This window comes from Paenibacillus sp. DRB1-1 (genome assembly GCF_052119485.1).
GTDB lineage: Bacteria > Bacillota > Bacilli > Paenibacillales > Paenibacillaceae > Paenibacillus > Paenibacillus polymyxa_B.
On sequence record NZ_JBODQH010000001.1, the window covers coordinates 1,614,845 to 1,628,875 of the forward strand.

14 protein-coding genes are annotated in these 14,031 nt (G+C 48.7%); 5 read left to right on the forward strand and 9 right to left on the reverse strand.

What is annotated here, in order from left to right; translation table 11 throughout:
- Positions 1-66 precede the first annotated feature (66 nt).
- Positions 67-891 (reverse strand): aldo/keto reductase, encoded by an 825-nt coding sequence (locus ACQW03_RS07050; RefSeq protein ID WP_025721170.1) that lies wholly within the window; start codon positions 889-891, stop codon positions 67-69.
- A gap of 44 nt (positions 892-935) precedes the next feature.
- Positions 936-1,229, reverse strand: coding sequence for a putative quinol monooxygenase (locus ACQW03_RS07055; protein ID WP_013308817.1), 294 nt, complete (start codon positions 1,227-1,229; stop codon positions 936-938).
- A 161-nt stretch (positions 1,230-1,390) separates the two neighbouring features.
- Here ACQW03_RS07055 and ACQW03_RS07060 point away from each other — a divergent pair, with 161 nt between their 5' ends.
- From ACQW03_RS07060 to ACQW03_RS07080, 5 genes are all read left to right on the forward strand, one after another.
- On the forward strand, positions 1,391-3,064 hold the full coding sequence (locus ACQW03_RS07060) for an ATP-binding protein (protein ID WP_441948950.1): 1,674 nt from the start codon (positions 1,391-1,393) through the stop codon (positions 3,062-3,064).
- Complete coding sequence (locus tag ACQW03_RS07065) at positions 3,057-3,779, forward strand: response regulator (RefSeq protein WP_441948952.1); 723 nt, start codon at positions 3,057-3,059, stop codon at positions 3,777-3,779. Before ACQW03_RS07060 ends, ACQW03_RS07065 begins: the two co-directional genes overlap by 8 nt.
- 200 nt (positions 3,780-3,979) lie before the next feature.
- Positions 3,980-4,960, forward strand: coding sequence for an ABC transporter substrate-binding protein (locus ACQW03_RS07070; RefSeq protein ID WP_071559283.1), 981 nt, complete (start codon positions 3,980-3,982; stop codon positions 4,958-4,960).
- Positions 4,957-5,961 carry a FecCD family ABC transporter permease gene (locus ACQW03_RS07075; RefSeq protein ID WP_441948955.1) on the forward strand — a complete coding sequence of 335 codons (1,005 nt, stop codon included), beginning with the start codon at positions 4,957-4,959 and terminating at the stop codon, positions 5,959-5,961. Before ACQW03_RS07070 ends, ACQW03_RS07075 begins: the two co-directional genes overlap by 4 nt.
- Positions 5,958-6,935 (forward strand): FecCD family ABC transporter permease, encoded by a 978-nt coding sequence (locus ACQW03_RS07080; protein ID WP_441948957.1) that lies wholly within the window; start codon positions 5,958-5,960, stop codon positions 6,933-6,935. Before ACQW03_RS07075 ends, ACQW03_RS07080 begins: the two co-directional genes overlap by 4 nt.
- A 40-nt stretch (positions 6,936-6,975) precedes the next feature.
- Here ACQW03_RS07080 and ACQW03_RS07085 read toward each other — a convergent pair whose 3' ends face one another.
- The 7 genes from ACQW03_RS07085 to ACQW03_RS07115 form a co-directional block, all read right to left on the reverse strand.
- Complete coding sequence (locus tag ACQW03_RS07085) at positions 6,976-8,229, reverse strand: serine hydrolase (protein WP_441948959.1); 1,254 nt, start codon at positions 8,227-8,229, stop codon at positions 6,976-6,978.
- 183 nt (positions 8,230-8,412) lie between these two features.
- On the reverse strand, positions 8,413-8,838 hold the full coding sequence (locus tag ACQW03_RS07090; protein ID WP_023987060.1) for an OsmC family protein: 426 nt from the start codon (positions 8,836-8,838) through the stop codon (positions 8,413-8,415).
- A 54-nt stretch (positions 8,839-8,892) separates the two neighbouring features.
- Positions 8,893-9,642 carry an amino acid ABC transporter ATP-binding protein gene (locus ACQW03_RS07095; RefSeq protein WP_441948961.1) on the reverse strand — a complete coding sequence of 250 codons (750 nt, stop codon included), beginning with the start codon at positions 9,640-9,642 and terminating at the stop codon, positions 8,893-8,895.
- 14 nt (positions 9,643-9,656) lie between these two features.
- The gene (locus ACQW03_RS07100) at positions 9,657-10,304 is read right to left on the reverse strand and encodes an amino acid ABC transporter permease (protein ID WP_441948963.1); all 648 of its coding nucleotides are present in this window, start codon (positions 10,302-10,304) and stop codon (positions 9,657-9,659) included.
- 84 nt (positions 10,305-10,388) lie between these two features.
- Positions 10,389-11,246, reverse strand: coding sequence for a substrate-binding periplasmic protein (locus ACQW03_RS07105; protein WP_025723274.1), 858 nt, complete (start codon positions 11,244-11,246; stop codon positions 10,389-10,391).
- A 99-nt stretch (positions 11,247-11,345) separates the two neighbouring features.
- Positions 11,346-12,023, reverse strand: a complete 678-nt coding sequence (locus ACQW03_RS07110) for a TetR/AcrR family transcriptional regulator (protein ID WP_076293330.1) — start codon at positions 12,021-12,023, stop codon at positions 11,346-11,348.
- Positions 12,024-12,518: 495 nt separating this feature from the next.
- Positions 12,519-13,727, reverse strand: coding sequence for a collagen-like protein (locus ACQW03_RS07115; protein ID WP_441948966.1), 1,209 nt, complete (start codon positions 13,725-13,727; stop codon positions 12,519-12,521).
- Positions 13,728-14,031: the final 304 nt, after the last annotated feature.

The following is a 14,031-nucleotide window of genomic DNA, read 5'->3' on the forward strand; positions in this document are numbered from 1 at the left end:
AAAAGGAACCTCCCAATCCACGATAAACGTAGAATAGGAGGTTCCTTGTACATTTAAATATTAATATTAGAACAACAGCTTATCGGGATGCGTGCCTACACGCTCATCAAGATGAAGACCATTGATTCGTTCAATATCCTCAGTCGTCAATTCAAAATCGAATAAATCAGCATTTTCGCGAATACGATGCGCGGTTACAGATTTGGGAATCGTCACAATCCCCCGATCCAGATGCCAACGCAAAATAACCTGCGAAGAGGTTTTACCGTATTTGGCAGCAATCTCAACGATGTCCGCTTGCTCGGTTAATTTCCCCTTCATCAGCGGACTCCACGATTCAAGCTGAATCTGGTGCTCCCGGCAGTATTGATGCAACTCTTGTTGAGTCAGACGAGGGTGAAGCTCCACTTGGTTGATGACAGGAACCATGTTGCTGTCTTTGAGGAGGTCTTCGAGATGGTGAACTTGGAAGTTACTAACTCCGATAGCGCGTACGCTTCCTTCTTCATACAGTCGTTCGAATGCCTTCCAGGTTTCCTTGTACTTATCCTTGCCAGGCCAATGAATGAGATACAGATCAATGATATCCAGACCCAGCCGCTTACGGCTTTCCTCAAAGGCACGCAGTGTTGAATCGTAGCCTTGATCCTGATTCCATAGCTTGGTGGTTACAAACAGGTTTTCTCTAGCCGCTCCACTATCACGAATGGCTTGTCCAACCAGTTCCTCGTTGCCGTAGATCGCCGCTGTATCAATGTGACGGTAACCGACCTCAATAGCTGTTTTGACCGCTTCGTAGACCTCATTGCCTTCCGCCTTGTAAGTACCGAAACCAAGCCAAGGCATCTGAACTCCGTTATTCAGTACAGTTGTATCCGCAATGTTCCCCATGTCTATTCCTCCTGTTCCTGATTATGAATTATCCAACGGGATGATTACAGTTTAGTTGCATCCTGAAAAGCATTCACTTGAAGCGGAGCAGCCAACAATTCTTTAGCCGCGGCAACAAATGCCTGGAAATGGGCAGAATTATTATGGAAATCTACAGCAGCAGCATCTTTCCACTCTTCAACCATCGTAAATGCGTTGGGATCATTCAGATCCTGCATTAACGTGTAACGTACATTGCCCTCTTCAGCTTGGGATGCGCTGATCAGCCCTTGGGTTTGTTGCAGAAAAGTCTCTCTTTTTTCAGGTAAAACTTTCATATCGGCATGAATAATAATCATATTATGTTCCTCCTCGTATTATGTAACTATTTCTATTATAGACCATTCTTTCGACAGAATAAAAGTGCGGGCATTTCTGTAATACAGTAAAATGGATCGTATGGGGGAGAAGATCGGCTGATCCGTTCCTCCTATATTTTATTTAACGGCGGTGAAGGCATGTGCGTTTTCAGACAAAACTAATGGTATTTATATCCCTTTTAGTACTGGTAGTTACCGGGCTGTTGGGATTATCCTTTCGATATATGATCACCTCCGCTCTATATGATGAAATCGGAAAAAGGGCACTAACCGTCGCCAATACCCTCGCCGTAGATGCGCAGGTCAGAGACGCTCTGGAGCAGACCGAGACGACGCAATTGCGTTCGCGTATCAACGAGGCCATAAAGCCCGTCCAAGCCAGCAGCGGCGCTGATTTTATTACTATTGCTGATCGTCATCTCATCCGGCAGTGGCATGTAAACCCGGAACGCATCGGCACGCCTATGATAGACCCCATGAATGATAAGGTACTGCAAGGGCAGTCCTTTATCACTGAATCAACAGGCTCTCTTGGACCCTCACTACGCGCCAAAACTGCCGTTTATGATCAGCAAGGTAAGGCCATCGGGCTCGTCTCTGTAGGTTTTTTAATGACAGATGTGCAGCAAAATATTCGTACATACACATATGCGTGGCTCTGGTTTATGGTGGGCGCGCTGATGATCGGCATATTGGGAAGCCTGGTTATAGCACAACGGGTTCGACGCGCACTGCATGGACTGGAGCCAGTGGAGATCGGACGGCTGTACCAGGAAAAGCAAGCCATTATTGAGTCCATCGGCGAAGGGATTATCGCGGTTAATAGTCATGGACAAATCACACTTGCCAATCCACAAGCGGCTCGTTTGATCGGACTCCCCCCGGAAACCTCTATATACGGATGCGACCTTCGTCACTTGACGGGTGTCCCGGATGTACTGGTTGATATGCTTGTTGCCGATTATACAGTGGAGCATGCAACGATGGGGCCAGAGCAGGGACAGCTCGTATGGAATGAGGAAATTGAGGTCCAGCAGCGAATTGTAGTCGTCAGCCGTGTACCGATCCAGGATCGGTCCGGTCGCATCATAGGCACGGTTGCCAGTCTGCGTGACAAGACCGAACTGCTCCACATGACACAACAGTTGACAGAGGTCAAAGATTACGCGGAAGTACTGCGATCACAAACACACGAATACGCCAATCGGCTGTATCTCATATCCGGCCTGATTCAGTTGCAGTGTTATGACGAAGCGGTGGACTTTATCACCCAGGAATCAGAGGGATATCGTGTACACAGACCGATTGCCACTGCTCTCCTGCCCGATTCAATCATCGCCAGCCTACTGATCGGGAAGAAGAAACAGGCGCTGGAAAAAGAGGTATTACTCTATTCTGATATTAAAGGAGCATTCTCAACCCAGTCTCCTACGTTGGAGTGGTCCTTTCTTGCTTCCATAGCCGGAAACCTGCTGGACAATGCCATGGAAGCTGTTGCGATGTCCGCCATCCCTGACGGACAGGTCTGGTTCCGGCTTGAAGAAACAACTGAAGCCATCATCGTCGAAGTTGCGGATAACGGATCGGGAATTTCGGACGATATCCAAGAAAAGCTGTTTGTCAGGGGAGCTTCGACCAAAGCAGAAGCAGGACATGGATATGGCCTTGCTCTCGTGCTGGAGTACACTGAACGAATGGGCGGCTCTATTGAAGTGCATGAGCGGCCTGGTGGTGGAAGTATTTTCGAGGTATACATTCCTTTACATAGGACAGATATGAGTAATGATGCAAACGGAGGTTATGCCCATGAATGAGCGGGTTTTATCGCACATTGAGGTTCTTATTATTGAAGACGATCCGCGAATTGCGGAGATTAACCGCCGATTTATTGAAAAGGTAGACGGGTTCACTGTATGTGCAATCGCGACGAACGAATTTGAGGCAAAACTTCAACTGGACGTGCTCCGTCCTCCTCTAGTCGTGCTGGATGTTTATTTTCCTGATACAGATGGTCTAACCCTGCTATCGTTCATCAAGCAACACTATCCGGGTACAGATGTTATTATGCTGACTGCCGCCAAAGAAGCTGAAACAGTGGTACAAGCCGTTCGAGCAGGCGTGTTTGATTTTATCGTAAAGCCGCTTATATTCGAGAGATTGCGTGCGACCTTGGAGGAATATGCCCGATTTCGGCGACAAGTTACAACATGGCAAAAGGAACAATCCACAGTGGAGCAATCGGAAATTGACAGTTTGATACAAAGCGCGGGCACCGGTCGGATGACGGGGAACGGAGAACTATGGGCCAAAGGCATCGATAAAGTAACTTGCGACAAAGTGCTAGATCTCCTGAATCGACGGGGTGAGGTGACTACAGGGACAGTGGGAATTGAGCTGGGTATGAGCCGTTCTACAGCCAGAAGGTATCTGGAGTATTTAGTGGAAAGTGGCGACGCGCACCACGATCAGGTGTACGGAACCGTCGGCAGACCGGAGCGTATCTATCGCCGACAGCGGGGAGATGCATAAACCACCCAACTCTGATGTCCTGGTACTTCCCTCTCCTCCTATTCATAATTTTAATGAATTTAATTCACTTAATCGATCAAAACGGTTTAAATGACCACATTATTTACGTCCTCCTTCCCGATTGCTAGAATGATCAACAGTTAGTTAATTGATAATGATTATCAGTTTCTCTGATAGCATACTGGAACGGGGGATAACATATGGCAACACCGAAACAACCACTGCGCACAGGCATGCTGCTTGCAGCGATCCTGGCACTACTGACGGTCATTATGGCGGGATGTGGAAGCCAGTCACAAGATAACAGCACAGCAGCACCTCAAGCAACAGGCGACACTCGAATGATTAAACATGAGATGGGAGAAACCAAAGTTACAGGCACACCCAAAAGAATCGTAACCCTGGAATTCTCTTTTGTCGATGCCACAACCCAACTGGGCGTTACTCCTGTCGGCATAGCTCAGGAAAATGACGATGATATTGATGGGCTGCTCGGTAAGAAAATCAACTTCACACCAGTAGGCACGCGCAAACAGCCAAACCTGGAAACGATCAGCTCCCTGAAGCCGGATTTGATTATTGCCGATCTGAATCGTCATAAAAGCATATACAAAGAACTAAGCGAGATTGCTCCGACCATTGTTCTAAAGAGCCGCAATTCCTCCTATGAACAAAACCTGGCATCCTTCGGTGTCATCGCCGATGCGTTGGGTGAGAAGGAAAAAGGCGAGCAAATTCTCGCTGCGCATAAAGCTACCATGGAAAAGTTGAAAGAAGGCATCAAAGCTGGCGAGTCACGTAGCGTATTGCTAGGGGTATTCCGCTCTGATTCACTATCGGCTCACGGTGCTTCATCCTTTGATGGACAATTGCTGGAGCAAGCGGGTATTCACAATGCCCTTCAAAATACAAGCGAGCCTACCGTCAAGCTGACGCTGGAACAGATTGCACAAGCGGATCCTGATGTGATCTTTTTGGTAGAAGCCGATGAGAAGCTGATTGCGGAATGGAAGCAAAATCCGCTTTGGCAAAACATTACGGCCGTCAAAAAAGGGGAAGTTTACGAAGTGAACCGGGCACTGTGGACCCGGTACCGTGGACTCGGCTCAGCCGAGAAAATACTGGAGCAAGCCATTTCGCTTCTGTATCCTGCGCAAAGTAAAGGAGACGGCTCCCGTTGATCGGACAAGTCTCACGCGACCGGCTGAATAAGCCGGTCTTCTTTGCACTTATCGCTGCGTTGCTGGCTGGATTGCTGCTCAGCGTGGCGATTGGCCCAGTCAGGATGGACATCCCCACCATGCTGACTGCGCTGTTCACCGAGCATCCGTCCAAGGATCAGCTCATTGTCTTGACGGTACGCCTACCGCGTGCCGTTATTGGCCTAATCGTCGGGGCTGGGCTCGCCGTGGCTGGAGCCCTGATGCAGGCCATCACACGCAACCCGCTGGCCTCGCCGCAGGTATTCGGGGTCAGCTCAGGCGCTTCGCTGGCTGTCGTGCTGTCCGTCGTGCTGCTGCCGAATATCGGATCGTCCGGCAGCATTTATTTTGCTTTTGCAGGGGCCATCGCAGGCGGCTCCTTCGTATATGCGCTGGCCGGAACGGCGGGTATGACGCCGGTTAAGCTGGCCCTTGCCGGGATGGCCGTGCATCTGTTGCTGGCCTCCATCACCCAGGGACTGCTCGTGTTCAACGAGCAAATATCCGATGTGCTGTATTGGCTCGCCGGAGCCATCGATGGTTCCACTTGGGCCGACACGCGTCTGGTGCTGCCATGGTTCGCCGTGGGTATGATCCTCGCGCTGGCGCTGGCCCCCTCGCTATCTGTGCTGAGCCTCGGGACGGAGGTCGCACAGGGATTGGGACAAAACGTACGTCTTGTCCGTCTACTGGCCTCGGCCTCAGTGATTTTGCTGGCAGGCTCTGCCATAGCGGTAGCCGGGTCCATCGGCTTTGTGGGCCTAATGGTACCGAATATCATCAAGATGTTTACAGGCGACAATTACAAACGGGTCATTCCCCTGTCTGCAATCTGCGGAGCTCTGCTGCTGACATATGCAGATGTGCTTGGACGATTCATTGCATTTCCTTATGAATCGCCCGTTGGCATTGTAACCGCGCTGGTAGGTGCGCCCTTCTTTTTATATCTGGCGCATAAGAACGGGAGGGCTTCACGATGAAAAAACTGTGGATTTTACTCGCGCTCATGCTGGGTTTAGCTTTTATAGCTATAGGCGTGGGCAGCACCTACATTACGCCCTCTGAGCTGATCAAGGCTCTGACTGACCGGAATGCCTCTTCCTGGTTCATCGTGCATCACTATCGGCTGCCACGCGGTCTGCTGGCCATCATGGCCGGAGCTGGGCTGGCAGTAGCCGGTGTTCTGCTGCAAGGCATGATCCGCAACCCGCTAGCCTCGCCAGATGTGGTAGGTGTATCCAAAGGGGCCGGCTTTGCGGCGGTTCTCGTCATCGTGCTGCTGCCCTCATCCCCAGTGGCGCTGCTGCCTGTAGCCGCCTTTGTCGGAGCGGGACTAGCTGCACTGTTGCTCGTACAGCTTTCGATGAAGGGAGGCATGCGTCCCAATATGCTAGCCTTGACCGGACTGGCGGTGGGCGCTATTTTTCAGGCTGCGACCGATTATATTCTGGTCAAGTATCCACTCGAAGCCAGCGACACGCTCACTTGGCTAGCTGGAAGTCTGTGGGGCAAAGGCTGGGACGAAGTGTATGGGCTACTGCCGTGGTTAATCGTGTTGCTGCCTCTCGCCTATACCCTACAGCGCAAGCTGGACATTATGAGCCTAGATGAGGAAAGCTCTGCTGGGCTGGGACTTAGCGTGAAACGCGTGCGTACAGGACTGCTAGCCGTGTCAGTCGCCTTGGCTGCCTCCTGTGTCGCTGCCATCGGCTCCATCGGATTTATCGGATTGCTGGCACCGCATCTGGCACGGCGATTATTTGGCAATCGCCACCGCTATCTATTGCCCGGCTCGGCGATGATCGGCGCGCTGATTCTCGTCCTCGCCGATGCGTTGGGACGGGGGCTGAGGCCGCCGCTAGAAATTCCCGCTGGCATCGTGACAGCCGTCATTGGCGCGCCATATTTTCTGTATCTATTGCTGCGGGAACGCAAACAGAAAGGCAGCGGATAGGATTAGGATAAGAAGTTGCGCAGCGCAGCTAAGCGCTGCACTATACCCTAGCGTTTAGCAGCGCTACCTGTACACCGATACGCCGATTAACTTCTTTTCTAAACGATTCATCATGTAGTAACCTCTTTTTAAAAACATTTATCATTTCAGGAAAGCTGGCATTTGTGCTAGGGTCCAAATCGTTAAAAAAGACAGCTAGCTCTGTCGAATGCCCTTCCTTATCTGTCGCATACATTGCCAGTGTCAAAACGTAAGCCGTGGAGCCTCCTTTTTGCCCAGTATGTTTCAGGAATTGCTGGTTTTCAGGAAGAACCATAAATGGTTCCTCCATGACCTCGGACAATAACTTTTGCTCAGCTTTTGTGAACCCTTGACGGCGGTTCAGCTTACTCATTAAAGAGGCATAATCGGCTGTCGTTGAAGCTATAAAACGATCCGTATTGATACGGTCATAATCCTGATCATACCAGGTCTTAATATCTGCATTTTTCTTGTAAGAACCACTCACATCACGGCGCAGCTTATTATGAATCACGCGGGCATATCGGCGAAACTCCGTGTCCGACATCGCCTGGATGGCTTCTTTGGCAGAAATATTATTCTTTGCATTATTCCAATTCTCACCGTGGCTCTCCTTCATCCGTTCGTAGGGAATCAGAATAGAAGATACAAACGGATAAATGGGATCATGATTTTGCAAACCTAAGTTAGCTCTCGTCCGATTGATCGCTTCCAACCCCAGTTTGTCCATTAAATACTCCGCATTGGCGTTGGAACTGAATTGAATCATCCCCTTGGCGACGTCACGTACAGATACAGTTTCATTCTGTATCCGCCCTTTGGCCTCCATATTCTGTAGCCACGCCGTATGAGCACCACCATCCAAACCCGGCAAATAAAACCTTTCCAGCGAAATCAGCTTCACTCTTTCATCCGGGTTGATCTGATCCACCGCCGCTTGCTTGGCATATTCGATCGCAATAATTGTTTTGACGGTGCTCGCCAAAGGCATCATCCGGTTTTCCTCTTGGCCTGCCAGCTTTTTTCCATCTCTCAGAATCGTAATCGAAACTTTTTCTGCATTCTCCTCCACAAAATGAAGTAAACGACGAGCAGCATCCTGTTCCTTTGTTTCACCCTTAATCTCGGTTGCAATCGCATTTGTGGGCCGGACGGTATTCGGGGGATTAGCCACTTGATTCTGCTTGAAAGAGAGTAATCCTGTTGCCACCCCCATAACGATGAGCACTGTAGCCAAAATAGTTGCTACTATGATAAGGCGCTTTCGTTTCACTATAACCTCCCCCTGCATACATTTCATACACAGGTTTATTTTCCCATTTTTATATTTCGATTTCTATTTTAAACGAAAACACGGTACAAAAAGTTTCATTACGTGTCATATTTGCAAATAACATAAAAAAGAGAGCCTCCTGTATATAACACAGGCTGACTCTCTTTCATTACTCTTCTACACTTATGCAGGATAGGGTACTTCGGTTCCATTCAATATAAGGTGCATCCGAATTTCCGCTTTTAAGGAGTCGGATACCGCACAATATTTTTCCTTACCCATCTGAATCGCTTTCCATACGCGGTAATCTGGAATATCTCCATCTACGTGGAATGTCAGATCAATCGCTGTAAAGCCTGTCGGCATTTCTTCCTTGCGCGTACCTTCTGCGTCAATATCAATGCGAGTAATGTCCGACAAGAAACGATCCAAAATCATTGTGATATCGATACCCATACATCCTGCCAGACCTGCCAACAGCAGTTCCATGGGTGTCATCCCTTTACCATCACCGCCATAAGCCGCCGTAGCATCCATCCCTACAGAATAACCGGATGGTCCCTCCGAAGTAAACGCGCGTTTGCCGTGCCAAGTTGTAGATACTTTCATGTTCAAAGGCCTTCTTTCCATCTTAATAATCTATGATTTATACTCGATCTTACTTTAAAATTCGCTGATTTGGCGTAAAAATTTCTGTGTTCTCTCGTGCTGGGGAGTGTCAAAAAACGCCTGTGGCGCTGCCTCCTCCAAAATGATACCATCTGCCATAAATATAACCTTGTCTGCCACCTCGCGAGCAAATTTCATCTCATGAGTAACGACGACCATCGTCATTCCGTCTTGAGCCAACTCTCGCATAACACCCAGCACTTCCCCTACCAGCTCGGGATCAAGCGCCGATGTCGGCTCGTCGAACAGCATAATCGCCGGGTCCATCGCCAGCGCACGTGCAATGGCTACTCGTTGCTGTTGTCCACCGGACAGACGTGAAGGATGTACATCCTGCTTGTCCGATAACCCCACCCGCTCCAACAACCGTTGTCCGATGGACATAGCCTTGTCGCGCGGCATTTTTTTTACTGTCAGCAGTCCTTCAATGACATTGCCTATTGCGGTTTTGTGCGGATACAGATTGAATTGCTGAAACACCATCCCCGTCTGTTTGCGAATATCACGAATGGCTGCTTGGCGGACACGAACGGGAGCCGTAGCATCGACCTCAATCCCATTCACCTCAAACTTGCCGGAAGACAGCTCTTCCAGACCGTTCAGGCAGCGCAGCAAGGTACTTTTACCTGAACCGCTCGGGCCGAGTAATACGACGATTTCACGAGCGGCAACCTGAAAATCAATGCTTTTCAGAACCTCTACCTGTCCGAATTGTTTACCTAATCCGTTTGTTGTTATCATCATCTATCATCTCCACCTTAATAAGCTCGAGCCAGACGCTTTTCCACCCGCTCCAGTATAGCGGAGAATCCAATGCTCATAATCCAGTACATCAGGCCAATTTCGAGCAGAAACGGCATATAGAGTAAATACTGTGCCTGTAAAAGCTGTGCCTGTCGCATCAATTCACTGACCCCGATAACCGACACCAGCGACGTTTCTTTAAGCATACCTACAAATGTATTCCCCATCGGTGCAATTGCAATGCGTACCGCCTGAGGAAGAATAATACGCCACATCGTTTGACCGGGCGACATTCCCGTCGCATAAGCTGCCTCGGTCTGTCCCTGGGGTACGGCTAAAATAGCTCCACGGAACGTCTCCGATAAGTACGCTCCTGTGTTAATACTGAGTGCCAGACAAGCAGCCGTCAGCGATCCAAATGATATTCCATAATCATCCAGTCCATAATAAATGACCGCAATCTGTACCAAAACCGGCGTCCCCCGAATGATCGATACATACATGCGCGCCAGCCATCGAACGGGTCGATCCCCCTTCAACCGGGCTACAGCAACAACCAAACCAATGATTAGGCCAAAAAACATAGAGACAATCGTAATATATAGCGTATAATAAGCACCCTTTAATAAAAAAGGGACGTTCTCCCACATTAATTCAAGCATCGTTATATTCCCTTCTTTCAGACGAGTGGCCCCATGTCAGCATAAAAGCCAAGACTGGAGCCAGACGCCTCTAACAGGCTTACGTTATTCTTTTGGCTCCTCGCCAAACCATTTTTTGAAAATTGTTTTGTAAGTGCCGTCTTCCTTCATTTCCTTCAAAGCCTTGTTCAAGGCTTCTTTGAGCTCAGGAGTTTTCTGGTTAATGGCTACACCCGCTTGATCCGATTTAATCGGCTCGCCTACGGCTTTAATTTGGAACCCGTTTTTATCGATAATCGGCTTAAGAGCATACAGATTGTTGATTGTTGCGTCAATACGACCAGAGTTTAGATCCTTTAAGGAAGTAATGACATCATCATACGTTTTAATCTCAAAATCGCCTACCTTCGGCAGTACTTCATTCCGCAGATAAGATTCATCATTCGTTCCCAAGCCGACACCAATAGTTTTGCCTTTGAAGTCCTCCAGCTTGGTGATATCATTTGTTTTGCTGTTTACGATAATGTTTACATTGTTTGTGATATAAGGCTCAGTGAAGTCAATGGCCTTCTTACGATCCTCTGTGATCGTCACCTGGCTAATCACTGCATCGAATTTTTTCTTTTGCAAACTTGGAACCAGTCCCGAGAATTCTTGTGCCGTGAACTCCGGTTTCACTCCAATCCGCTTCGCCAATTCTTTGGCGATATCCACATCAAATCCGTCCAATTCCTTGTTGTCGTTCAAAAAATTGTACGGCGGATAGGTGCCCATCATGCCTACCTTAATTACACCAGCCTTCTTGATTGCTTCGAGCTGGTTACTCGCTGCCACATTACTGCTACCCGCTCCATTGCTAGTATTAGAAGCTTCTGGCTTAGTACCGCAAGCGCTCAGCACAAGGCTGAACAATGCCAGAGCCATAAGTGTAGTTACCAAGAACCCTTTTTTACGTGTTTTCATGTATCGTTCTCTCCTGTCTGGATGTAAATGATTGAGTTCTTCTATGTGATTTGGCTATATTATTTGTTGCCAACGCCCCATTCATGCGATGTTGCACATCTAGCTTTGACCTAATAGTCCATAAAACTCAAAATTAGCCGCCTCTGCCGCCAATCTTTTAGCAGTTATCTGCGTGATGTGGTCATGTGTTCCCTCTGAACCGAATAGCCAGCGTGTAATGACACCTTCGATCATACTCATGAGTAGTGCCGCCCTTAATTCGACATCCAATTCAGCAGGCAACATGTTCAGCTCGATCGCTCTTTCCATATTGCGCCGGAATGCCAGTTCCATCGCGACCCTTGTCTCTCGGATACTCTGGCGCACCGGTTCATCGACACCGCTGCCGATCAACAGCAAACCCATCAGATAGCGGTTCTCCAATGCAAAATCAAATAACCGAACAAACAGCGCCTCCGATGCCTTAACCATATCAGCCAGCGTTCCCGCGTCACGGCGATATCCCTGTCCGATCGCTGACAGTAGTTGTTCACGACCGGTAGCGATAATCTCAAGCGCCAGTGCCTCTTTACTTTTAAAATGCCAATAAAACGTGCCTTGGGCTACTCCCGCCTCTACCACGATATCTGAAATCTTCGTTTGATGGTAACCCTGCTCGGCGAACCGCTTCAATGCAATGTGAAGAAGCTGTGTTCTGCGGTCTGTTTCTTCTCCCGCGTGCTCAGCAGGTTGGTCATTCGAGACGGTCTCCGACTGCTTCGCCTTCCGTGGCTGCATGGGTTTCCTCCTCCCGATTGATCAGTCAGTCAGTTTTGTATTTTTAATCCTATAGGATAAGTATACTTTTGTCAAAGAAAAAAGTGTCAGAATAAAATAAAGTTTTGCTGCTCCAAGCGGCTTTTAAATTTTAAAAACCGACAAATCCCATAAAATAGGTATTAGACTGGCGACAACAAAAAAGACAGCGGCAGTCTTAGACTACCGCTGTTTTATTAAAGAAGGGATGTCCCCCATCACAGATGTCTGGAGAAACACCCCTATCTCTTGACTTTCCGTCTGGTGCATATGGCGGCCGGACGATGTGCCTGATTCCTTGCTCATTCCGCAAAAATCAGCTCCTGTTCGCCTGTCGGCGGTGATCGCTACAAAGCAATACATTTATGTCGTAGGAGCACAATGTCCCCGTACCAAATTATTGCACCGCAGAAATATTGAGGGCGGCCTCTATTTGATATTGGCATTATTATCGAAAAATACTGCATTTCTTTCCCTCTATGCAACCTGCGTAATAACAAGGTGCGCGGAAACTGGTCTTGTTCCTCCAGCTAATGGAGTGATCGTGAGTGCCGCGGCATTGCCAGCAGGATTTCGCACTGTGAGTACTGAATTAATGACCGTTGTTTGCACAAGAGCCATTCCTACTATTTGAGAAGTACCTGTTGCACGCCCGACCACCGTATAAGCCAGGTCAGCGCCGTTGAGTGTTAAAATGAGTTGACCCGGTTCGTTTACACCTACCTGAAACAAAACCTGATAAGTGCCAATTGTAGCCAAGTTAAAAGAACTCGCATTTATACGGGTAATTGCAGTCCCACTGATTGGACCATCTTGCGGAAAACTCACGTCTGTGTCGGGAGCAACAGTTGCTGCATTATCAGGAGGCATCAAGGCAAAGAAATCTGCAAAGCCTAATACTCCACCTGCTGGCCCTGCTGCTCCTGTGGCTCCTGCTGGACCTGTTGCTCCTGCTGCTCCTGTGGCTCCTGTGGCTCCTGCTGGACCTGTTGCTCCTGCTGCTCCTGCTACTCCTGCTGGTCCCGCTGGCCCTGCTGGTCCTGCTGGTCCTGCTGGTCCTGCCAATCCAGCTGCGCCAATTGCTCCTGCAATCCCTGCAAGTCCCTGTGGGCCAAGTGCTCCTGCAAGTCCTTCGGGGCCAAGTGCGCCTATCGCTCCTGCAATCCCTGCCAGTCCTTGGGGACCAATTGCTCCTGCAAGTCCTTGAGGGCCAAGCGCCCCAAGTGCTCCTGCAATCCCTGCAAGTCCCTGTGGGCCAAGTGCTCCTGCAAGTCCTTCGGGGCCAAGTGCGCCTATCGCTCCTGCAATCCCTGCCAGTCCTTGGGGGCCAAGTGCTCCTGCAAGTCCTTCGGGACCAAGTGCTCCTATCGCTCCTGCAAGTCCTGCCAATCCTTGGGGGCCAAGTGCTCCTGCAAGTCCTTGAGGTCCTGCTTCTGCAATTGCTCCCGCAAGTCCTTGAAGTAATTGCTGACCTTTAGGTGGGGGACACGGTACCCGCACTATTTTTTTAATAACTAGAAGACGTCGTTTCTTTTTTTTCCCTTTTGGATGGCAAACAATTGCGGTTTTCTTTTTGCACGATTTTTTTTTATGCAGAAAACTCAACAGTTTCTTTTTTCTTTTCTTTTGGATGGCAAACAATTGTAGCTTTCTTTTTGCACGTTTTTTTTTATCTGGACAACTCAACAACGACACCTCCCTATAAATATGGTTCAGTGTACGTGAGTTGTTTATTTTAGGCATGGACGAATAGCCGGTTATTCGCTAGACTAAAAACCATTTTTAGAATATTGGGTGTTTAGTAGGGTGATGTTATACCACAAACCACCACACTATTTCAGTATGATTACAAAATTTAATCATCCTTCACTGCGTCAACCAAAATCACATTTGGGTCTCTGTTTGTACCTCACAGTGGCAGTGTGCTCCCTGTTCTAAATTCAAATATCGTTTCCCGTTAGCGGAATGCTCGCTAACCGTAACAACATTA